We start from the raw sequence: 23,562 nt of genomic DNA, 5'->3' as shown, positions 1-23,562 counted from the left end.
CCTGACTCCTGACTCCTGACTCCTGACTCCTGACTCCTGACTCCTGACTCCTGACTCCTGACTCCTGACTCCTGACTCCTGACTCCTGACTCCTGACTCCTGCTATAGCGTCACTATTTAGTCTGAGATTGTTTAAGTACTTTGGCAAGAGGGAAATGGGAAGAGAAGATTTTCTGTTTGATAAAAGTACTGAGTTCTCAGCTTTAAACTAAGGTATGCTAATTTTTATTAAGATTTAATAATTGGAAGAGAACACGATGAGCCTCGAACTTTCTCCAGCAGTGAAATATGGTTTGAATTTCCTTCACCCAGTCATCATGTGGATATTACTAGCACTGTCACTGTATGCTGCCTACTTAGGTCTGCAAGTACAGCGTACCAGAAATGCTAAGGGCGAAGAAAAGAAACAACTCATTCAAGGCAAATATACAATCAAGCACTACCAAATCGGCTCTATTGTCTTAGCTTTGATGGTAGCAGGTTCCATTGGTGGCATGGCTGTTACCTATATCAATAATGGGAAATTGTTTTTTGGTCCGCACCTGTTAGCCGGTCTGAGTATGACAGGTTTGATAGCATTTTCTGCGTCCCTCTCCCCCTTTATGCAAAAAGGAGCAAATTGGGCGCGTGTCACTCATATTTTGCTTAATTTCGGTATTTTAGGGCTTTTTATTTGGCAGGCTATATCTGGCGTAGAAATTGTCCAAAAAATTCTTACTCAAGCATAGTCCGGTGTCAGTGGTCAGTTGGATTGTGCTACTGACCATCGACAAATAAATCTAAGTAGTTGGAGAAAATTAAATTAATTAATAGCCACAGGGAATTACTGCTCACTTTTGATGAGACTTAACAGAAAAAGCAATATTCTGAGACTGATGAAAATCTTCCTGGACTTTGCGGGTTAAACGACGGGAGACTTGGCGGATAATTTGATGAAGTAAGCGATCGCCTGTAGATTGAATTAAGGAATGGGGTAAACGCTGAATAAATCTGGGAAAATAAAGCTCAACCATCAAATCTAATTGCCATTCTACCCTTGTCATCTCAGCTGCACTTTCTACCAATTGCAGCGATGCATTATAGTCTACATCATAACCAGGAGCTTGGTAGTCAGGAATAGGAATAGTCCGGATGCAGTAATTACCCTGTTCTGGAGCTAACAATTCCAAACCGATTTTCGGCTCTACTTCATAACCAAAAGAACCAAATCGACCAATTACTAACGCATAGCCATTGTCTCCCAAAGGTTGCACTTTCATCGGTTCAGCGCAGCGTGTGAACCATGAGGAGTGAGAATCAAGATACTCAGCAACCTTTCTCACAGGAGCATACATTTCCATACAATCTTGATGACGGCTATGGAATTTGCTTGTATTTATCTTATCTTCTTTAAATGCAGTTTCATCTATTGAAACGCTTGATTCTACAGATAAAACTGATTCATTTATTTCCACAGATGGATAATCCCAGTTGTTTGCTACCATAAGTGTGTTTTTTGTATAGATTGAAGTTTGTCTATATTAATGATTCCCAGTTCGGGAGAGTTTTTTCACAAAAAAATGTAAATTTCACAAAAACCTCAAGAATCTGTCATCAACTCCATAGAATCACTACAATAAAGAACTGAACAAGCACATATTAGTTTCCCAAGATAGCGCTAATTATGAAAGTATTTGTAGCAGGGGCAACAGGTGAAACAGGTCGTCGTATCATCCAAGAACTAATTGCGAGAAATATTCCTGTCCGGGCCTTGGTGAGAGATCAAGAAAAAGCTAAGGCTATTTTATCTCCTGATGTCGAATTCGTTGTAGGCGACGTATTACAACCAGAAAGCTTAGATGCTGGATTAGGTGATAGCACGGTAGTAATCTGCGCCACAGGTGCAAGTCCCAGTTTTGACCCTACAGCCCCCTATAAAGTAGATTTTGAAGGTACAAAAAATTTAGTAACTGCTGCTAAAGCCAAGCAGATTCAGCATTTTGTCTTGGTTTCTTCTTTGTGTGTTTCCCAGCTTTTCCATCCCTTGAACCTATTTTGGCTGATTTTAGTCTGGAAAAAGCAAGCTGAAGAATGTATTCAAAAAAGTGGACTCACCTATACAATTGTGCGACCTGGAGGGTTAAAAAATGAAGATAACTCCGATGCCATAGTCATGCAGGGTGCTGATACATTGTTCGATGGTAGCATCCCTCGGCAAAAAGTGGCTCAGGTTTGTGTTGAGTCCCTATTTGAACCTGCTGCGCGGAATAAAATTGTGGAAATCGTGGCTAGAGTGGGAGAGACTAAGAAAAGTTGGAGGGAGTTATTTGAGCAGGTTCAGTCTTTTTGATCAAACGCAGAGGGACGCTGAGGTTAGCGCGGAGGGACGCGGAGTTTTTATGATCCAAAATCAATGTTTGTTATGAGGAGTTAGGTTCTGAAAGGCTTTGAACTCAAAGGTGTAGAAAAACTGATTGGCCCCCTAGCGGCACTTCTCGGTTTTGTATATTTATTACAGTGGTATGTGGGTGGAGATTTACATTCGCCTTCCGAACCTCTATTTACCGGAAAGCAGCCTCAATTGGTGATGAAAGATGGTGATCCTTACATTCGTGCTTTGATGCGAACCATCTCTACAAGTGAGGCCAATAGCAACCGTCCCTACTCTCTCTTATATGGTGGTCAGCAAGTTAGTGATCTGAGTCGTCATCCTGAAATATGTGTCACCATTGTGGTGGGACCAAATACAGGTAACTGTTCCACTGCTGCTGGTAGATATCAAATCATCAATACTACCTGGTATGAAATTGCTCCCCGCTATCATCCAAATCCACCACAGCAGTTAATGTTTTGGACTAATTATAGCTTTGAAGCGGAGTATCAAGACGTAGTAGTTTACCGTTGGTTGAATGATTCACGAGTTTGGGGAACTGATATTTCTCAACTCCTGCGTCAGCAAAAGTTAAATGAAGTTTTACGGCGACTTTCCCCCACTTGGACAAGTTTAGGATATGGCATAGAGACTAATGAGAATACTCGCTTTTTACCCCAAGTTTATCAGAAATTATTGCAAGAAGAATTAAAAGCTGCTAATCAACCAGCAACCCGAAATGTAACACCTTCCCCAATTCCTCAGAATCCATAAAAAGTCTAATCAAATCAATTTAGTTGAAAGTTATTTGAGTTAGTCAATCATAAAATCTCTGATATTTTTGACAAAGTCTAATGTATTTTCTAAGTGAACATTATGTCCAGCTTGATTAATTATTTTTAGCTGGGAAAATTCACATCTGTAAGACATTGCTGTATTAATTTTTATAAATTTTTCATCATATTTGCCAACTAGTAAAAGTAATGGAAGTTTATTTTCTTTGAGCTTTTCCCACAAAGAAGGCTGATATCCACTTCCCATAAATTGCAGTGACTTTACTAGTTCTAGAGGATTATTTTCTAATCTACTTTCTAGCATTTGTGGATATTGAGGATGGTGTTTGATATTACCAAATATTGGTTGAATGTACCAATTATTGAGAAACTTTTTAAAATCCTTTTTATTAATCATTCGAGTTAATTTACTAGCTATTTGAAAATCACTTTTAATTCTGGCTAATCTTTCTGTATCTGTTGGTAAACCTGGGGAAGCTGATTCTAAGACAACTTTGATAAATCTTTCGGGGAAATGTAGAGTTAAATATAAGGCTAATCTTCCTCCCATTGAATAACCAACTAAGCAGCATTGAGATATTTTCAATTTATCCAATAAGTTGATTAAAGCTTGGGCGGTTTGTTCCATTTTATAATATTCATCTCCTCCCAAAACTTGAGTTTTACCGTGTCCAGGTAAGTCAAGGGTGAGATAAGAAAAATCTTCACCTAGTAATTTTATGGCTTCATCAAATTCATCAAGATTACCCATAAATCCATGTAGAAAAATAATTAGTGGTTTTTGGGAATTGTCAATTAAAGAATAATTAAATATATATTTTTCTAAATTCATTTTTTCTATATAAATGAGAATATATTATATTTGAGAAATAACTTCTAGCGGAATCTGAATTTGAAATTCTGTACCTTTTTCAGGACTAGAAAAGCAGAGTATTTTACCTTTATGTTCTTCAACAACAATTTGGTAAGTAATAGATAATCCTAAACCAGTTCCTTTACCTATGGGTTTTGTGGTGAAGAAGGGATCGAATATTCGTAGCTGATTTTCTTCAGGAATACCAACACCATTATCGGTAATAGAAATTAAAATATAATTAGTTTCTAGTAACTTAGTAGTAATATAAATTTGAGGGTTTTGTGGCAATTCTTTAGCTTCTAAAGCATCAATAGCATTTGTTAATATATTCAAAAATACTTGGTTAAGTTTTGCAGGATAACACTCTACTAGTGGTAAATTATCGTATTTTTTAATGATTTCAATTGGTGTTGAATTTAATTGGTTATTGAATCGGCATCGCAGAATCATCAGAATACTATCTAGATCTTTATGAATATCAATTTTTTTGATTTCAGTTTCACCCAAGTGAGAAAAAGTTCGTAGAGAAAGCACAATATCACGGATACGAGTTGTGCCGACTTCCATTGATTTTATGAGTTGAGGTAAATCTGACTTGATAAAATTTAGGTCAATTAATTTTGTAAAAATCTTTATTTCTATTTCTGTATCAACTTTAAGATGATATTTCTCATAAAGATCTATTAATTTTAATAGATCTACCATATATCGTTGAGCATGAGGAAGGTTAGGATGGATAAAATTGATAGAATTATTGAGTTCGTGAGCTATTCCGGCCACAAGTTGCCCCAAACTAAACATTTTTTCTTTTTGGATAAGTTGAACTTGTGTTTTTTCTACTTCATTTAAAGCTTCTTGAATTTTATTATCACTAATGGTCAAGTTTTTTAATGTATGAAAAAGCAATATAAAAAAATTTACTAATGCTAGACATAAACCAGTTGCTTGAATAATTTGTAATGCGTATGTTCTGTTATTAGATATATTTTGTTGTTCTGTAGTGATCTGATTCATCAAGTCTAGCAATTGGAGGTTATTGTCATTTGAATAGACTATGGCATCTTGTAATGACTGCCGAGATATTTTATTTCTAGATGAAATAACAGGTTCAATTTTTTCTTTATAGGGATTCCAAATTGCTTCGGCTTGAGTAATTAAATTTTTAATTTTAGGATTTTTCAGAGCTGAAATATATACTGGCTTTCCATCACTACCAGTGACGATTTTACCTATTTTAAATCCTATTAAAGTTTCATCAAATTGCTTGTAAGCCTGTGCTAATTCATTCTGCGGAGCAGTAATTGTTTTTTCTATTTGTTCTGCTACTTGTAATTGTAAGATAGTTTTAGAAATTCTTTGTGATAGCATTCGCTGACGACCAGCTAAGTTAATAATTATAGCATCTTCTTTTAATTGAGAAGAGATCAAAAAATTAGGAAGAAGAACACCTAAATCAAAACACAAAAATAGAGTGGCTGACAAGAAAATAATCCGGTACTTTCCTTGAAAAAATAAATATGTAGGCAATATTTGTTTTAATTTTGCTATCATGACTAAATACTGGGAAACTGTTATGTTGTAAATAAATGTAAAGGCTAAAATAAAGATAAATATGCAAAATATGCGAAAAAATGAACCAAGCTAAAACCCTCTTGTCCATTCTCTGCTCCCAAGGAGAAATATTTACACCTACTTAACTGGAAAATACACGCTCTTACAGGCAAGAAAAAATATTTTCATAAGTTCTGATGCCCCCAGTTGATGATGGCCACTGCTGTTTTTGAGTTTCTAAGGTAAAAACCGATCTAAAGCAGCTTTGAGTTGTTCAATTTCTACATCAATATTGCCTTTTTGGGCGGCTCTAGCAATACATTCGGTTAAATGTTCATCCAAAACAATGCGTGCTACTTTATCTATTGCGCCTCTGACAGCGGCAATTTGCAATAATACATCAGGACAAGGGCTATTTTGCTGCACCATTGTTTTAATACCGCGAACGTGTCCTTCTATACGTGAGAGCCGATTGACAATTCGCCGCAATGACTCTTCACTATGAACGTGAGGATGAACAGAATCTACCTGTCCAGGAGTATGATCTGTGTGTTCGTGGTTGTGATCTTCATCGTGTGTGTGTTCTGGTGGTGGGGATGTTGTCAAGGATTCATGAGTTAATTGGTTGGAAGTATTCATGGGATATGAAGGTTTTGGTATTAATTAAGATCCTAACCTAGAGAGATTGTGGATTGTGGATGGTGGATTGTGAATTGTGAATTGGTGGAAAAACCGAACCAAGTAAGGGCAGACTTCCATAATACCCTGGTTACTCTATGTTCCCTTAACTTGATTACAGATCACTTTTTCCATATCCCCAATTAGACGACGCAGCCCGGTAAAAACTTCAATAGGCGAAGATTTTTATCCAAGCTGTAAAAATAAGTGTATGTAGCTTTGTCACAAAACAGCAAAAATTAGGCTTCTAAATCAGATTGTAATTATGCAAATTTCCAAATCACTCCGCTATATTCGCCAATTGAGTTCCTATGTTGTCGCAATTTTTTTAGGAGTTCTGCTGACGGTTACTTGCTTACAAGTCTTACCATCTGAAGCGGAACCTGCTCCTGCTGTGGTTGCTCAAAAGTCTTCTCCTGGGATTGCTGCTATTGGTAGCAGTAGTTTTGTCACAGCAGCTGTGAATCGTGTAGGGACTGCTGTGGTCAGGATTGATACAGAAAAAACTATTACTCGCCGTGTTGATCCTTTGATGGAAGACCCGTTTTTTCGGCGGTTTTTTGGTGATAGTTACTCTCAACAGTTACCGACTGAGCAATTACGCGGTCTAGGTTCTGGTTTTATTCTGGACAAAAGTGGGATAATTCTTACCAATGCTCACGTAGTTGATCAAGCTGATAAAGTGACGGTTCGTCTTAAAGATGGTCGCACTTTTGAGGGTAAAGTTAAAGGCATTGATGAAGTAACGGATTTGGCGGTAGTCAAGATTAATGCTGGAAATGATTTACCTGTTGCACCTTTGGGTTCTTCGGAGAATGTCCAGGTGGGAGATTGGGCGATCGCAGTTGGTAATCCTTTAGGATTTGATAATACTGTAACTTTGGGCATTGTCAGCACTCTCAAACGTTCCAGCGCTCAAGTCGGCATTAATGATAAACGCTTAGATTTTATTCAAACCGACGCTGCAATTAACCCTGGTAACTCTGGGGGGCCGTTGTTAAATGGTCAAGGTGAAGTGATTGGAATTAATACCGCGATTCGTGCAGATGCGATGGGGATTGGGTTTGCGATTCCTATAGATAAGGCTAAAGCGATCGCATCTCAATTGCAACGAGATGGTAAAGTTGTTCACCCTTATTTAGGTGTACAAATGGTAACATTAACGCCGGAATTAGCAAAACAAAATAACCGTGATCCCAACTCTATGTTTGCGATTCCTGAAGTTAAAGGTGTTTTGGTAATGCGGGTTGTACCCAACTCCCCTGCTGCAACTGCGGGTATCCGTCGTGGAGATGTGATTGTCCAAATTGATAATCAATCAATTACCAATGCAGAACAGTTGCAAGGTGTGGTGGAAGATAGTCAATTGGGTCAGGTTTTGCAGGTAAAAGTGCAACGAGGAAATCAAACACAACAGCTTTCAGTTCGTACCGCTGAGTTGAAAGACCTTTCTTAGAGATTGTTTGAAAAGTCTAATTTACTAGCGACTGGAAGTCGCGGCTACACAGACAAAACCTGCCTTCGCAGGTTAAGAACCCTTGATTTTGTATTAGTCCACGCAGGTGGACTTTTTTTGTGTAGTAGCGATTTCTAATCGCCGGAAACTACTATATCTGTAGAAATTATTTCCACACCCATAGAGTCACCTCAACCGAGAATCAAGTTATCATTTTCGGAAAAAGAGCAGGGTATCTGAATATGTGTCAACATTGTCAGCAGGTGATAACAGAGCTAGATATTAATATTGAACTTTTCTTGCAAAAGTTAGATATTCTGCCCAATAAAAAGCAACTGAGTGAATTTGATCAGACAATTATTTGTCAATCTCTTTTAGGATATTCTCGACAACAAATAGCTAATATAGTCAATTTATCTGAGCAAAATATTAGGGATAGATTGAGTAAATATATCTATCCTAAAATAGCAGAATTAATGCAAGTTGACCAAGAGCAAATAGCTGGTAACTGGGTGATAATTCTCAATTTTTTACTTAATACCAATAATGGTTATAAATTAAATCCTGCCCCTCAATTAAATAATGATAACTTCCAAGGAAGTTTTGGCAGACAAATTTTTCTTTATCCACCTAATCAAGAAATTGTTAAGTTGCAGATTGAAGGAACACAATTTTATCAACAAGGACTTTACTATCAAGCCTTAAAGTGCTTTCTTTGGGCTTGGAAAAAAGAATTAGAGATTTACGGAATTGGTAATCCAGAAATTTTAATTTATATTAACAACTGTTTGATTGAATATAAGCAATCGCTTTTGCAAACAAGAGAAATTGAAGTTTATACTCTAGCTGTAGTTGTGCCATTTTACCATAATCATGGTCACGTTGCGGCTGAAATTTTGCGAGGCATAGCCCAAATTCAATTACAATTAAATTTACCAATATTTGACAAAATTAATCTAGAGAAAGAGATCAACTTGGAGGACATTAGACCACATACATTTTTCACTTTAAATAATACAGTTTATCCTCTATCTTTACGGATTTTAATTGTTAATGATCCTAATAATTTGTATGCTTCATACAACCAAACAGCAGAGAATTTAGCCAATTTAGCATCACAATTAAATTTGATTGCTATTATTGGTCATTATTCCAGTGAAATGACCAAAAAGGCACTACAATTTTATTCTCAAAAAGGTCTGGTTTTAGTAAATTCTAGTAGTACATCTAATGAACTTTCTTATTTATCTGGTGGTGAAAGCTTATCATTTTTTAGATTAACTACTCAAGATAGCATTAATGCCAAAAAATTAGGTGAATATTTAAAGGACATACTTACAGTTAAAAGTCAACCAAAAGTAGCTATTATCTATAACAAAAATAGTAGTTATAGTAATTCATATAGAAATTCTATTAAGAAATATCTAGAAGAATATGAAGAATCATTTATTTTGCTATCAGAATGTAGTTATATCAGTGAGAATTACTATCAATTTCAAAAATATATAGAAGATATTAAACAAAAAGAAGTTGATATTATCATTGTAATTCCCGATGGAGGAATTGAATCTAATTCTCTTAATAATGCTGGACTTATTAGCCGATTAAATCTCAATAATTGTCTAATAGCAGGTTCAGCTACCTTTTATCATGAAAATGTTTTACATTGGATTGATGAGCAAAGTCAGAATAACTTAGTTAATCAAAATAATGATCAAATTATAGCCTGTATTCCTTGGCATTGGTACAGTCAGGAAAATGGCTGTAATGGAGAGAATCAATTAGCAAAAAACTTTTGTGAAATAGGCAAAGAATTATGGGGAGAAGAAAAGTTAACATGGCGTAGTGCAACTGCTTTTGATTCAGTGTTAATAGTTTTGAGAACTTTAGAGAAACATAACAAATATATTCAGGATAGTCAATCTTTACTGATCAAGATGAATCAATATTTTAAAGAACAGAAAAAACAAGTGAGAGGAGTTACAGGAATTATCGAATTTCATGAAAATGGCGATCGCATCAATCCCCCAGCAGAGATAGTAGCTGTAAAATGGGATGCACAGCAACAAAAATGGAAATGGACAGTTTAATAAGAAAAATTGTTTCACACTAGTCGTCGAAATCTTCTACGCTTGAAGCAGACGAACTATTAATTTCAGATGGTAATATATTTCTATATCAAAAACAAATAACTAAGAAAAAGGATAAAGAAAAATGTTAAAAATATTTGCTGATCGAGGTGGCACATTTACAGATATAGTTGCTGTTACTAATAATCGGGCAATTATAGACAGACTCTTAAACCATACAGAACGTTTTTTAATTGTTCCTCTTTCTAATCAGGAATGGGTAATAGTCTATAAATTACTGTCAGAAAATCCCGAACAATATCAAGATGCAGCAATTCAAGGAATTCGAGATATTATCGGTATTTCTAACAAAGAACCCATTCCTAGTCAAGCAATAGAAGTAGTAAAAATAGGGACAACAGTAGCAACAAATGCACTGTTAGAAAGAAAAGGTGATCGCGTTGTTCTGGCTATTACTAAAGGCTTTAAAGATGCCTTACGAATTGGTTATCAAAATCGTCCAAATATCTTTGCGCGGCAGATAGTTTTACCTTCCATGCTGTATGAACAGGTAATTGAGGTAGATGAACGCTATGATGCTCACGGCAATGAATTAATAGCCGTAAATATTGAACAAACTAAAAATGATTTACAAGGGGCTTATAATAGAGAAATTCGTAGTTGTGCTATTGTTTTCATGCACAGCGATCGCTATCCCAAACACGAACAACAAGTATCACAAATAGCCCATGAAATCGGCTTTACACAAATCTCCGTATCTCATCAAGTTAGCCCTTTAATGAAATTAGTCAGCCGAGGAGATACAACCGTAGTAGATGCTTATTTAACTCCGATTTTGCGTCGCTATGTTAATCAAGTAGCCAGTCAGTTACCCAACGTGAGATTAATGTTTATGAAATCAGATGGAGGGTTAACAGACGCACAACAATTTCAAGGAAAAGATAGTATTTTAAGTGGTCCTGCCGGTGGTATTGTTGGTGCAGTTCAAACCAGTAAAAGAGCAGGTTTTGAGTTAGTAATTACCTTTGATATGGGAGGCACAAGTACAGATGTTGCCCACTTTAAAGGAGAATATGAACGCCAATTAGATTCAGAAATTGCTGGTGCAAGAATGCGAGTTCCCGTATTAGCAATTAATACAATTGCTGCTGGTGGGGGTTCAATTCTCTTTTTTGATGGTTCTAGTTATCGTGTTGGCCCCCAATCTGCTGGTTCCAATCCTGGCCCAGCTTGTTACCGACGTGGGGGACAATTAACTGTAACAGATGCTAATGTCATGTTAGGAAAAATTCACCCCCAATATTTTCCCTCTGTCTTTGGAAATACAGGCAATTTACCTTTAGATCAAGATATCGTCAAAAAGCTATTTATAAAATTATCCCAAGATATTACAGCCGTCACAGGTAACAATTCTACACCCGAACAAGTAGCCGCAGGATTTATTGCTATTGCTGTAGAAAATATGGCAAATGCAATTAAAAAAATCAGTTTACAAAGAGGTTATGATGTCAGTGAATATGTACTTTGTTGCTTTGGTGGTGCAGGGGGACAAGTTGCTTGTTTAATTGCCGATACATTAGGAATGAAAAAAATATTTCTTCACCCTTATGCAGGAGTTCTTTCTGCTTATGGAATGGGTTTAGCTGATGTCCGAGCAATTAAAGAAGCGGGATTAGAACAGCCTTTAGGTCAATCATTAATCCCGCATTTACAGCAATTAATGAACTCTTTAGAAATTCAAGCTAGAAGTACCGTTAACTCAGATGAAACAAGTAGTAAAGAAGAAATAGTTAAAAAACTTAACTTAAAATATGACGGAACTAATTCTACATTAAGCATTAATTTTGCCGATGATGTGGCATTGATGCGAAAAGAATTTGAAACCGAACACAAATCTCGCTATGGTTTTATTCAATTAGAGAAAACCTTAATTGTCGAATCTGCATCAGTAGAAGTAATTCAAAGAATGGATACTCCTGAAGAACCGTTAATTACTCGTAACCGTCATCAAAATGTAGCACCTAAATCAGTTGAAACAGTGAAGATGTTTACTGCTAATCAATGGTATGATGCTCCTGTTTATCGACGGGAAGATTTACAACCAGGAGATAGAATTAGTCAACCCGCAATTATTGTGGAAAAAATTAGCACAATTGTAGTTGAAGCTAACTGGGAAGCAACATTAACTGAACGCAATCATTTAATTTTGCAACGCATTTTTTAATTGTAGGTTGGGTTAAGCGACAGCAAAACCCAACAAAATTTTGTTAACACCAAGCATATTGGATTCTGATAAACAACCATAAATTAAAAATGTACACAACATCTCAACCAGATCCAGTCCGGTTAGAAATATTCAAAAACCTCTTTCAATTTAACGCCGAACAAATGGGGATTGTTCTGCAAAATACCGCAGCATCAGTGAATATTAAAGAAAGACTAGATTTCTCCTGTGCTATTTTCGATGCTTCAGGATTATTAGTTGCTAATGCCCCCCATATTCCTGTACATTTAGGCTCAATGAGTGAAAGTGTCCGCAGCTTAATTAATGATAAAGGTGACACCATAAAAGCAGGTAATGTTTATTTATCTAATAATCCCTATAATGGCGGAACACATCTTCCTGACGTAACAGCAATTACTCCTGTTTTTGACGGAGACGAAACACAAATTATTTTCTATGTTGCTTCTCGTGGACATCAATCTGATATTGGTGGAATTACTCCTGGTTCTATGCCTCCTCACAGTACCACCGTTGAAGAAGAAGGAATTTTATTTGATAATTTTCTCTTAGTTGAACAGGGAAATTTTCGAGAAACAGAAACAAAGAGATTACTCTTAAATCATACATATCCTGCCCGTAACCCTAACCAAAATATAGCAGACTTCAAGGCACAAATTGCCGCCAATGAAAGAGGAGTTCAAGAACTAAATAAAATGGTTTTGCAATACGGACTTGAGACAGTCCAAGCTTACATGAAATTTGTCCAAGAGAATGCAGAAGAAGCAGTTAGAAAAGCGATAGATGTTCTCAAAGATGGCGCATTTATTTATGAAATGGATAATCATGCCAAAATCCAAGTAAAAGTCACTATTAACAAGACAAATCGAAGTGCTATAATTGATTTTACTGGTACATCTTGGCAACTAAATAGTAATTTTAATGCGCCTAAAGCCGTAACTCAAGCCGCAGTTTTATATGTTTTTCGTACTCTAGTTGATGATAATATTCCTCTCAATGCTGGGTGTCTTAAACCTTTAGAAATTATTATTCCTGAAGGCTGTATGTTAAACCCAATTTATCCCGCAGCAGTAGTAGCTGGTAATGTAGAAACTTCGCAAACTATTGTTGATGCTTTATATGGTGCTTTGGGTGTGATGGCTGCTTCTCAAGGAACGATGAATAATTTTACGTTTGGGAATGAGCAATATCAATATTATGAAACTATTTGCGGTGGTTCTGGGGCGGGGATTAATTTTGATGGTACTGATGGAGTTCATACACATATGACTAATTCCCATTTGACTGATCCAGAAGTTTTAGAAACCCGTTATCCTGTACAAATAGAAAGTTTTTGTCTGCGTGCTGATAGTGGTGGTAAAGGAGAATATTCTGGAGGGAATGGGGTAATTCGTCGGATTAAATTTCTAGAAAATATGACAGCTAATATTCTTTCTAACCATCGTTTGATTCCTCCCTTTGGGTTGAATGGTGGAGAAGAGGGACAAGTAGGAGGGAATTGGATAAAACGTGAAAATGGAACTGAAGAGTATTTAGGTAGTACGGCTACAGTAGAGATGCAACCTGGGGATGTTTTTGTGATAGAAACTCCTGGAGGTGGAGGATTTGGTAGGGTTTCGTGAATGATTTTAATTTTGTAACTTGCCAGTATTTTTACTATTTCCTTTTAATTGTCTGTAAAACTACACCACGTTACATATATTATTAAGTAAGTTAAACTAAAGGGATATGCAACCTACAAATAATCAAGCTCAGGGGCTTTATATACTGTGCCACAGACTCACCAACATTATTTATCCTGGATGGCCTTGCAAAAGTATTGAAATTATCCGCATGGATAAGCGTACAGGTAATTTATATATTCTTGCTGGGGAAGATATGGACTTTGAAATCAAGCCAACTGGAGGATATGAACCATGACAATACAGAAATTCAGTGTAATGAATCTTAATGAACTGCGTCGTTACGTATTAAGTCATCGAGAAGATATTGATGCTTTTGAGGCATACATAGACCGTTCTAAAGCAGAGGGACGCATGGTGAGTATAGAAGAAGGGGGAGAAAAAGATTCACTCTGGCAACAAGAATTACATAACAAGATGAAAATACCTTCATTTCATCATCCTCAAGAACAAGACTACTGGAATGAGGAAATTGAAGTAGAAACTACTACTAATCAGAGATTATTTATGCGGACTTACTTGCTTCGTGTGTATCCTGAAACTTTTAATAGCTATGATGCCTACATGGATATTCCAATGTCGAATAATCCAAATATCAAAAAGATATACTCATCACGTCTTGGCAAGACATGGGAAGTGATTACTGGACCGACTGAATCACTCATAAACGGTTATTTTCGTGGTGATTATACTGAGAATAATCCACCTGCCTGGGTATTTGGACTAAGATTGATTTCTAATAGTTGAAGTTAAAAGCCTCAAAGTTGCTGATAGATGATGATAAAGGGTGCGATCGCTCACAGAATAGTTTATCAGGAAGAGCGATCGCCTTTATATTTTCCACAAGCGAAAGCAATCACTTTTGAGAAAGATAACAATAAGTTGATTCAAAAAGGATTTTCAAAAGATTCATGGTCATGCTGCGTATTTTCCTTATTTTCTATCCCAAGTTGAGAATTCTCTAGAATATGATTTCATTCTGACTGCATTTCCCTCCAGTTCTCCTTCCATTCCTCATATGCAGCATCTTCATCATATGGTGAATAGTTGTTCCATTGTGCAGCCTCTTCTCGCAGTTGTTCTTGTTCCCTTTGACTTTCATCTTCACATTCTTCACTAGTTTTGATAAATTCTAGGGTGTCAAAATCTAGGTGAGATTCTAATTCCAACTGTCTTTGGTGTACTTGCTTCAGTAATCCTTTGCTGATTAAAAAATCTGAATCTTGCTCATGATCCTTCCAGATCCAAAAAGCATCTTTTACCCTATCTCTTAGTTGCATGAGTTCCCGTTCTTCTTGTCGCCACTCACCAAACCGTTCCCATCCTTCCATCAAAGCTTCATGCGCTAAATCAATCCAAGCTATTTGCTGTTCGTCCCCTGTAACTAACAACCGTCCTTTGACTAATCCTTGTTCACCATGTATTAATTCACTCAGTTCTGTTTTTTGGTTGAGGGAAATGTTGAGTAATTTATCTTTACGTTGACGCTGACGAGTATCTTTTTCTCTGTCTCCAGTTCGCACTAAACGCAGAAAAATACGTTTTATCCATTCTTGCTCTTCGTCAGTGCGTGGTTTGCTTGGTGATTCCTGCTCATAATCTCGATATTTATAAACCTTATCAGCATGAAGATTTAACGCTCCTTTAAGTCCGCCTAACTTTTGATATTCTTCTAAAGTGAGTTGATGTGTTTGGCGGTTGCGTTTATCCCACAGTTGAGTCAAAGCAAATTCCATTAATGGTAAAAATCCCGGTTCTTTACCAACATCTTCTAAAATCTGGAATAATAATTTCTCCTCTATACTATGTCCTTGCAATTTAGCAGGTTCTTCTATTGCTGCTTTTAAATCAACTCCAGTTAAAGGCGGCATATAAATCGCCTGAGTTTGAATCAGATTAGTTAAAGTATAATAAGATAAACAAGGCTCAAGAAAATCGGCTCGAATCGTAATTACAACTGCAAATCTGGAATTATTAATTTCTGCTACCTGAGTTAATAATTTAATAAATCTTTTCCTTTCTTCCTCTTGAGTGCAAACTGTAAATACTTCCTCAAATTGATCTACGAAGAGTAGATATTTTTTTCCTTTTGGTAAATTGGCAAGAATCTCATCTAAACCAAAATCATTTTTTTCAATTAAGTCTTTGAGTCGCCTTTCTTGTTGACCAGGGAAAAACTCTTTAAAAATAGCTTTTAATGCTTGTAAAGGCTCAAATCCTGGTTTGATAGGGTTGAAAATATGCCAATCATTCTTAGCTAATTCAGGAATTAAACCTGCTCTCACTACAGAAGATTTACCACTACCAGAAGCACCAATAATAGGAACAAACTTCTGTTCATCTAATTTGGCTAAAATCTCTTTGACAATCTGCTGACGACCAAAGAAAAATTCTTTATTTTCATTTGTAAATGCTTGTAATCCTTGGTAGGGACAATCTTGTTTAACGGGAACTGTCTGATTTTGTATTTTTTCTTTGTAGGTAACTAAAGTAATGGCACTTCCCCAAACCATGTGAATTGGTTCTTGTCCGCTACCTTTGAGTTCTGTACTGATAAAATCAAAGAGACGATCACTTGTTACCTTTCCTTCATTATTAGCATATTTATCTGACAACCCATTCAAAAAAGCATTGGTAAAAATACTGTGTTGTTCACTTTTTTTAGCATAAGCTTCTTGAAAATTTTTGCAAGCTGCGATATAGCAATAATCACGTTTGGAAATAAAAGCTTTAAGAGTTTCTTGTATTAAACTGCGTTCTAAAAATTCTCCACTATGACAACAATCTAACAGCACTACTAAACTACTTAAATCAGAATCTTTAATCAATTCATTTAAGTCACTAAAGTTAATTCCACCTTTTTGCCCAATAATCTTTTTATCTTCAAAAAAAATTGTTAAATCTGATGTTGCTAAATACGCTTGTGGTTTTCCTAATGCACTATATATTGGAATACCATGTCCAGTAAAATAAACTAATGCTTCATTTTTTACAGCTTGTTTTTCCAGGAGGATTTTTAAAGCTTCACTTAACTGACTTGTGGTAACTTTCCCTGTAAGTAATTTAATATCCTCAAAATCCCCATGCGCCGCCAGTACCTGCGCTACTGCTTCGGCATCTTTATCTGGCTTGCTGAGAATGCTAAGGGGCTTGTTATAATCTGTAATGCCAACAACAAGAGCGTAACGTTTCATGTATCATGATGGTAATATTTATTAGATAATAGGATAACTTAAACACACGTAAGGCATCAAACTTAAATGGCTAATATCGAAAGACTAGTTTTTGAAGAAGATGGACAAACTTATACAATTCTGTTTGAATCCAAGGAAACGCCTACCATACCAGATATAGTTACATCTACACCCAAAGATGATGACGATAGAGAATCTTATGGTTGGAAAGATGAAGCATTCGTCAAAATGCAAGAAGTTCACAACCAAATTCTAGGTTATACAAAGTATGCTATTGGTGCATTTAAAAATTTAGGTGCTGCGGAAGTTGAAGAAGTAACTCTCAAGTTTGGCTTGAAAATAGGAGGAAAAACAGGTATCCCCATTCTTACAGAAGGTTCAGCAGAAAGTAATTTTGAAATAGAAGTTAAATGTAAGTTTCCTGACAAGAATAAAAATATCAGTCCCTAACTTTTCTACAGGGTAGGCATCTTGTCTACCTTCCCTGACTTGAGAAAAATCACACATCACGCTACTCTTCATTAGCGTCAACCCGTGAAACTCAAACCATGACAACCCACCCCCAAATACCCCCCTGCACCTGGAATCGTCCCATTGGCTTAGGTTGGGACAAACCCTACACCGTCCGCTATGCTAGTAATATTGATGATGGCCCCTGGCACGGAATGCCTCTCGGTGGCTTTGGTGCAGGTTGTATAGGACGTTCTTCACGAGGAGATTTTAACCTGTGGCACATTGACGGGGGAGAACATACTTTCAAAAACGTTCCTGCTTGTCAATTTAGTGTCTTTGAATCTGGACAAGCTTACGCATTATCTACCCAACCACCAGAAGATAATACCCTACAATCTTGGCAATGGTATCCACCTTCTCCCCTCTCTGTGGGCGGAGTGAATTCAGGAACATATCATGCACTTTATCCGCGCAGTTGGTTTGTTTATGAAAATGTCTTTAAATCACAATTAACCTGTGAGCAATTTTCTCCAATTTGGGCAAATAATTATCAAGAAACTAGTTATCCTGTAGCGGTTTTCTTGTGGAAAGCACACAACCCGACTAATGCACCAATTACTATTAGCATTATGCTAACTTGGGAAAATATGGTGGGTTGGTTTACTAATACTTTGAAATCTCCCGAAGTGCGAGTTAGAGATGATGGTAGTCCAGTTTATGAATATCAACCACGCTGGGGAAAAAGTCAAGGTAACTATAACTGGTTAGCAGAAGATGATCAATATTTTGGTTGTGTTTTAGGTCAAATTACTGATAGTCAAACTGTCGGAGAAGGGGACGGAACTTGGTGTATTGCGATGGCAAAAAATCCCCAAGTGGAAATATTTCATCATTCTCGATTTAATCCTGTGGGTAATGGTGAAGATGTTTGGCAAAGTTTCTCAGAAAATGGTTCTTTACCTAATTATCTAGATGAAACTCCCGCAAATGAAAATACTCGTTTAGGTGCAGCAATTGCGGTGCGTTTTACTTTACAACCTGGGGAAAATTTGGAAGTTCCTTTTGTCCTCAGTTGGGATTTTCCTGTAACAGAATTTGCAGCGGGAGTGAACTATTACCGCAGATATACAGACTTTTTTGGTTGTAATGGTGAGAATGCTTGGCAGATTGCCACTACTGCTCTTAAAGAATATCAGAATTGGCGATCGCTCATCCAAAACTGGCAACAACCTATTCTCAACCGTTCTGACTTACCCGACTGGTTCAAAATGGCGTTATTTAACGAACTCTACGACTTAACCAGCGGGGGAACTCTCTGGAGTGCCGCGTCAGAAATTGATCCCGTCGGACAATTTGCCGTGTTAGAATGTCTCGATTACCGTTGGTATGAAAGTTTAGATGTGCGGTTATACGGTTCTTTTGGACTGTTGATGTTATTTCCTGAATTGGAAAAATCGGTAATTCGCGCTTTTGCCAGAGCAATTCCCCAAAGTGATGATAGAACTAGAATTATCGGTTATTATCTCACCATCAAATCCGAAAGTCCTCTCGCAGTTCGCAAAGTTGCCGGTGCTACACCTCATGATTTAGGCGCACCCAACGAACACGTTTGGGAAAAAACCAATTACACTAGTTATCAAGATTGCAATCTGTGGAAAGATTTAGGTTGTGATTTTGTTTTGCAGGTATATCGAGATTTTCTGTTTACCGGTGCAAATGATATCCAGTTTTTAGCAGATTGTTGGGATGCAATTGTGCAAACTCTCGATTATGTGAAAACATTTGATCTAGATGGGGACAGTATACCCGAAAATTCTGGCGCACCTGACCAAACTTTCGATGATTGGCGTTTACAAGGTGTGAGTGCTTATTGTGGTGGTTTATGGTTAGCGGCTTTGGAAAGTGCGATCGCTATCAGTGATATTTTAGCAGACCACCAAGACACAAAAGCGCAAAAGTCTATTTATCAAACTTGGTTAAATCAATCAAAACCGATTTATCAGCAGAAGCTGTGGAATGGTAAATATTACCGTTTAGATAGTGAAAGTGGTTCTGATGTAGTTATGGCTGATCAGTTGTGTGGGCAATTCTACGCTCGTTTATTGAGTTTACCGGATATTGTCCCCAGCGATCGCGCCATTTCGGCTTTGACAACTATATATGATGCTTGTTTTCTCAAGTTCCAAAATGGTGAATTTGGTGCTGCTAACGGTGTTCTTCCCAATGGTTTACCAGAAAATCCTAATTCTACACATCCTTTGGAAGTTTGGACAGGTATCAATTTTGGTTTAGCTGCATTTTTGCTACAAATGGGCATGAAAAATGAAGCCATGCGCTTAACTGAAGCCGTAGTTAAGCAAGTTTACGACAATGGTTTACAGTTCCGCACTCCCGAAGCTATTACTTCTACAGGGACTTTCCGCGCTAGTACTTATCTTCGTGCTATGGCTATATGGGCAATTTATTTACATTTATGATACTCAGCATCATAAAGATACGTATTTTATGATTTAAACTGATTAAGCCTAGTTTTCCCATAAATTAGGCTATATCGGGATTTTTACGCTTTTCCAAAACTGTGAAAATGTTCAAATCAAAATTTAAATATAGTCAAATTTATTACTATAAAATTTAAACATCTGAGTGTCACATTAACAGCGTTAAGTATAAATAGATAATATTTGAATATTTATATGGAAAAAGCATCATTCATAACCAAACATAATCTATATCTATAGACTCTTATTTTATTTTCCAATTATTTCCGGAAACCGCAGAAAAAGTCAGTAATGGTAAGAGTCGAAAGTTTTAAACCTCACAACTCATGTTTTAAAATATGTCCCTATCACCGTACATGGTGATAAATATAACAAATTTCATCTCTTCCCCAGAAAAAATGCTAGATTATCTGGTTTTTGTCAAAATATCTTCTCAGTGAACGTGTAAAACCATAGGTTTTGCTCACTTAATTATTAGCCCCGCAAATACCGCTACTACCTATCTCAAGGAAATTCAGAAAAATGAATACTAAATACAGGGTCAGGAAAATTCCCCTTACTCATAAAATACTCTATTAAATTAACAGTATCAATTTGGGGCGAGTCGGACTTACATGATAATACCTAAATCGCATATTGTCAATAAAGCTCTGATTTAGTGGTTGAGCAAATTTAAAGATGATGAGATGTTAATGGCTGCTAAAACATCAGCAGTAGAGAGTTCCTAGAGTAATACATTCTTGAGCTAGACCGAAGTATAAAACTTAAATAAGTTAACAATCAGAAAATCATCACAATTAACGATTTTTATTTCTATTTAATCAAACCCAAATAACAATAGTAATTTTACACAAATCGAGTAATTATATTCCCAGAATCGGGTAATTTTTTTCAAAAAAAATATAGAAGCATTATTTGCCTGCTAACTGGCGTTTAGATGCTAAATTATATGTTTAAGGTTCGATTAAGCCTACTAGACTTTTTTATCAGCACACCCCTTAATGGGTGTTTTTTTATTTTAATTTTATGGTGACAAAATAGGTTAATATATCATAGCATACAAGAGTAGTATTAACCAGTTAATGTCTGGATTATATGGCTAGTTTCTATGCAATCATTACTCCTATTTTCCTAGCGGATAACTGAGCTTAGTGTGGTTGTAAAGATTTTCAGATCAGATTTTCAGACAAAACATATAACAATATATAATAACTAACCAGTCAGGGCTAATTTTAATCAAAAAAGTGAATTCGGTGGTTTTAGAAAGTATCTGGAGTTGTTTATATATAAGCTTTTTTAACAAAAACAAGCAAGATAATTTGCCACTAAAACAAGCATAATAAACTTTTTTCAATTCATAAAATAGGGGGTGTAACCCCTCATTTTTTTGATCAATATAGGACAAAATTCAAAGCTGCACAATCCATAAGTGAATATCTAGAGACATTAAGTAAATTTAACTTATAGGACTGCCAAAGTGGCAGATGACATTAGCGACAAAAAATAGTATAAATACGAATGTAGACATTGAGATTCAAATATGAATTATCTTCTCGGCTAAGTTAAAAATTATGAGACCTTACTGAAAAGCTCTCCTAATGCTCGGCGGCAAGTTATACAATAATATCCAGTAAAAATTATTGAATTAAGGGTTGTGGATTTTTCAAGAGACACAACAGCATCTACCAAGCCAGCTAACTTAGAAAAGAAAGGTAAATTTTTACCTTTCATTCACTGGTAAACAAAAGCCAAAGCCGAGAAGTACTCAATGACGGTTGTCTTCATCAACAACCCCTACCACTAGGTAACATCTACAAAACTGCACAGAAAAACAGGGTCAATACGGCAAAGTAGCAAACAGACTTGATTAAAAACAGTCAGGTTTTCAATCACAGGTCAGCGCAATGAAAAAAATCATCAGGTCAAATGCAGTCGAAACATCAAGCCAACGAGGTAACTTAGGGAAAAAGTACTATGATTTGCATCCTCGTCAGGTAGCCATTTATGAAAGTTCCATACTTTCACAAAGGGTAACTTTATCAGCCATACGGAAAAGTAGTGATATAGCAATTAATAAAACAGGTAACAGGTCTACATCCTTTCAGACTAAGGCACTTTCAGCCCTTCTGAATTTAGTGTGGAGGAGGAGCTTAAATTTTTGGCTCACGGCTGTGGTGTGGGTATGTACAGGAGAGATTGCACAAGTCAGTCATACCCAAGGAAAGCAAATCACAGCTTTAACGGCTCAAACTTTCGGGGTGATGATAGCTAGAGTAGAACAAGCCACCCAAAGAGCGTTAGCTTTGAAAGTTAGTATATTGAAGCTTCTCCCGAACATACAGAAAACTACCCAGATAGCAGCAAAAATTGCTAAAACTAAAACTCAGTTCCATAGTATCCAGATGCAGCGAAAACAACACAGAAGTTTTAGATATAGCGCTGATAACTGGAAGTTAAGGGAACTGCTCAGAACTGGGAAACTTTCGGGATGTGCCTGTTGAAAACGTTTACTATTTTTTCAACATTCGCCACAAATCCATTACTAATATATTCCTGTAATTAATTCAACAGCTGTTTCAAGGCTAGTAATTGACCAAACCACAATTGCTGGGTGAAGGCAAGCATGGAGAGAATATGACTTTTCTTTCTGTTGTGAACCCATCAAAGTTGGTGAGGTGGACTAGTATTGCAGTTTGTAAACAGCACTTGACACAACAAAACTCGAAGAAACTGGACTAGTTTACTACCTTCAAAAAAGCTAACACGTACTATGAATCAAGATATTTCTGGCAATAGTAGCAACTTAGATAAGAAAATCCAACCTGAACAGTTTGACCAAGTAATAGAAGCAATTCTAGCTGGTAAGTATTCCTGGGCTTGTGTTTTAATGCTGCGGTTTGTTGGTTACAATCCTCTGCATTACATTCCTTACCGCACTTATAACCGACTCCTCAAAGAAAACTCCCGCATGAGTAGGTCAACTGCACAACACAATGACAATCTCAAAATTGCCAAACAAACGACAGAGAAAAGGTCTGATAGTCATCTTGCACCTAGCTGTCTGAGCAAAATTAAAGATTTAGCTTATCTGGAAGTTGGTGGTAAGCAAAAAGCAGAAGTACGTGGTAGCCACAGGGAGAAGCAATCCGCATAGCTTGCTTACAAAGAATTGTAGATTGGATAGACTCATTAACCCGTACTGTGGAGATGTTCCTATGGAATGTCTCTACGATACATCAATGTAAAAATTTGCCATTCTGGCAAATATAGAATACTAACATCCTATAAATTAGAAGTAACAACCGAAAAGAGGTGAATGGCTAAAAATCCATTTTACCAATCAAACCAATGCTTATGTCTAACCATGAAAATACATAAAACTGACTGTTTCAGCAATTAGTTCCGCATGGATTAGATAACTATTACACCAAGACTGATGAACAGTAACTAGTGGTGGTTCTTGTTTATAGGAATTCTGAGCAATCAGAAATTGGGGTAGTGGCTTCCCTCAGTTAAACCTTGAGATAGTTACAGAACTTCTTCTGCTCTATTGGATCTGACTGGAGTTTTCAAAACTTTAGTGCCAAAAGTAGATTGGAAAATGGAAAGTTACTGTGAAATCACGTTTATGGCTGGTAGAAATTATTAGCTATTACGCTTTTCTTTCAACTCTTGTAATCCTATTACTCCCAAACAGGATTATGTTCGCTGTATAAAC

The 23,562-nt window shown here is 36.5% G+C and carries 18 protein-coding genes; 13 read left to right on the top strand and 5 right to left on the bottom strand.

Translation table 11 applies throughout. The features are described 5' to 3' along the window. Positions 1-257 precede the first annotated feature (257 nt). Entirely contained in the window at positions 258-728 is a 471-nt protein-coding gene (locus H6G68_RS17310) for a DUF4079 domain-containing protein (protein ID WP_127051699.1), read from the top strand. Positions 729-830: 102 nt separating this feature from the next. On the opposite strand, the gene H6G68_RS17305 is transcribed toward H6G68_RS17310, so the two are convergent. Further along, on the bottom strand, positions 831-1,484 hold the full coding sequence (locus tag H6G68_RS17305; protein ID WP_190907754.1) for a DUF1997 domain-containing protein: 654 nt from the start codon (positions 1,482-1,484) through the stop codon (positions 831-833). A 179-nt stretch (positions 1,485-1,663) separates the two neighbouring features. Between H6G68_RS17305 and H6G68_RS17300 the strand changes: the two genes are divergently transcribed. Further along, complete coding sequence (locus tag H6G68_RS17300) at positions 1,664-2,329, top strand: SDR family oxidoreductase (protein ID WP_190907753.1); 666 nt, start codon at positions 1,664-1,666, stop codon at positions 2,327-2,329. 123 nt (positions 2,330-2,452) lie between these two features. After that, positions 2,453-3,124, top strand: coding sequence for a glycoside hydrolase family protein (locus tag H6G68_RS17295; protein WP_190907756.1), 672 nt, complete (start codon positions 2,453-2,455; stop codon positions 3,122-3,124). Positions 3,125-3,163: 39 nt separating this feature from the next. Here the strand turns inward: H6G68_RS17295 and menH are convergent, their stop codons facing one another. The 3 genes from menH to H6G68_RS17280 all read right to left on the bottom strand — a co-directional run bounded on the left by menH (position 3,164) and on the right by H6G68_RS17280 (position 6,190). Continuing rightward, positions 3,164-3,976 (bottom strand): 2-succinyl-6-hydroxy-2,4-cyclohexadiene-1-carboxylate synthase, encoded by an 813-nt coding sequence (gene menH, locus H6G68_RS17290; protein ID WP_190907752.1) that lies wholly within the window; start codon positions 3,974-3,976, stop codon positions 3,164-3,166. Between the two features lie 24 nt (positions 3,977-4,000). Then, positions 4,001-5,551, bottom strand: coding sequence for an ATP-binding protein (locus H6G68_RS17285; RefSeq protein WP_190907751.1), 1,551 nt, complete (start codon positions 5,549-5,551; stop codon positions 4,001-4,003). Positions 5,552-5,788: 237 nt separating this feature from the next. Beyond that, positions 5,789-6,190, bottom strand: a complete 402-nt coding sequence (locus tag H6G68_RS17280) for a metal-sensing transcriptional repressor (RefSeq protein ID WP_127051696.1) — start codon at positions 6,188-6,190, stop codon at positions 5,789-5,791. A 304-nt stretch (positions 6,191-6,494) separates the two neighbouring features. Between H6G68_RS17280 and H6G68_RS17275 the strand changes: the two genes are divergently transcribed. The 6 genes from H6G68_RS17275 (at position 6,495) to H6G68_RS17250 (ending at position 14,446) form a co-directional block, all read left to right on the top strand. After that, positions 6,495-7,685: an HhoA/HhoB/HtrA family serine endopeptidase gene (locus H6G68_RS17275; RefSeq protein ID WP_190907750.1), complete on the top strand. Its 1,191-nt coding sequence runs from the start codon at positions 6,495-6,497 to the stop codon at positions 7,683-7,685. 242 nt (positions 7,686-7,927) lie between these two features. Beyond that, positions 7,928-9,775 carry an ABC transporter substrate-binding protein gene (locus H6G68_RS17270; RefSeq protein WP_190907749.1) on the top strand — a complete coding sequence of 616 codons (1,848 nt, stop codon included), beginning with the start codon at positions 7,928-7,930 and terminating at the stop codon, positions 9,773-9,775. 124 nt (positions 9,776-9,899) lie between these two features. Then, entirely contained in the window at positions 9,900-11,999 is a 2,100-nt protein-coding gene (locus H6G68_RS17265) for a hydantoinase/oxoprolinase family protein (protein ID WP_190907748.1), read from the top strand. A gap of 89 nt (positions 12,000-12,088) precedes the next feature. Then, on the top strand, positions 12,089-13,639 hold the full coding sequence (locus H6G68_RS17260) for a hydantoinase B/oxoprolinase family protein (protein ID WP_190907747.1): 1,551 nt from the start codon (positions 12,089-12,091) through the stop codon (positions 13,637-13,639). Between the two features lie 106 nt (positions 13,640-13,745). After that, entirely contained in the window at positions 13,746-13,937 is a 192-nt protein-coding gene (locus H6G68_RS17255; protein ID WP_190907746.1) for a DUF6888 family protein, read from the top strand. Continuing rightward, complete coding sequence (locus tag H6G68_RS17250) at positions 13,934-14,446, top strand: DUF6887 family protein (RefSeq protein WP_190907757.1); 513 nt, start codon at positions 13,934-13,936, stop codon at positions 14,444-14,446. Before H6G68_RS17255 ends, H6G68_RS17250 begins: the two co-directional genes overlap by 4 nt. A gap of 227 nt (positions 14,447-14,673) precedes the next feature. Here the strand turns inward: H6G68_RS17250 and H6G68_RS17245 are convergent, their stop codons facing one another. After that, entirely contained in the window at positions 14,674-16,893 is a 2,220-nt protein-coding gene (locus H6G68_RS17245) for an nSTAND1 domain-containing NTPase (protein ID WP_190907745.1), read from the bottom strand. Positions 16,894-16,959: 66 nt separating this feature from the next. Between H6G68_RS17245 and H6G68_RS17240 the strand changes: the two genes are divergently transcribed. The 4 genes from H6G68_RS17240 (at position 16,960) to H6G68_RS17225 (ending at position 22,998) form a co-directional block, all read left to right on the top strand. After that, positions 16,960-17,343, top strand: coding sequence for a CU044_2847 family protein (locus tag H6G68_RS17240; RefSeq protein WP_190907744.1), 384 nt, complete (start codon positions 16,960-16,962; stop codon positions 17,341-17,343). 98 nt (positions 17,344-17,441) lie between these two features. Next, entirely contained in the window at positions 17,442-19,823 is a 2,382-nt protein-coding gene (locus H6G68_RS17235; protein ID WP_190907743.1) for a GH116 family glycosyl hydrolase, read from the top strand. A gap of 1,925 nt (positions 19,824-21,748) precedes the next feature. Continuing rightward, positions 21,749-22,345: a hypothetical protein gene (locus H6G68_RS17230; protein ID WP_190907742.1), complete on the top strand. Its 597-nt coding sequence runs from the start codon at positions 21,749-21,751 to the stop codon at positions 22,343-22,345. 269 nt (positions 22,346-22,614) lie between these two features. After that, on the top strand, positions 22,615-22,998 hold the full coding sequence (locus H6G68_RS17225) for a HetP family heterocyst commitment protein (protein ID WP_190907741.1): 384 nt from the start codon (positions 22,615-22,617) through the stop codon (positions 22,996-22,998). Positions 22,999-23,562: the final 564 nt, after the last annotated feature.

Source organism: Anabaena catenula FACHB-362, assembly GCF_014698735.1.
In the GTDB taxonomy this organism is placed as follows: Bacteria; Cyanobacteriota; Cyanobacteriia; order Cyanobacteriales; family Nostocaceae; genus Anabaena; species Anabaena variabilis_A.
Note: the sequence above shows the minus strand (reverse complement) of the source record. Positions and strands in the feature narration are given on the sequence as shown.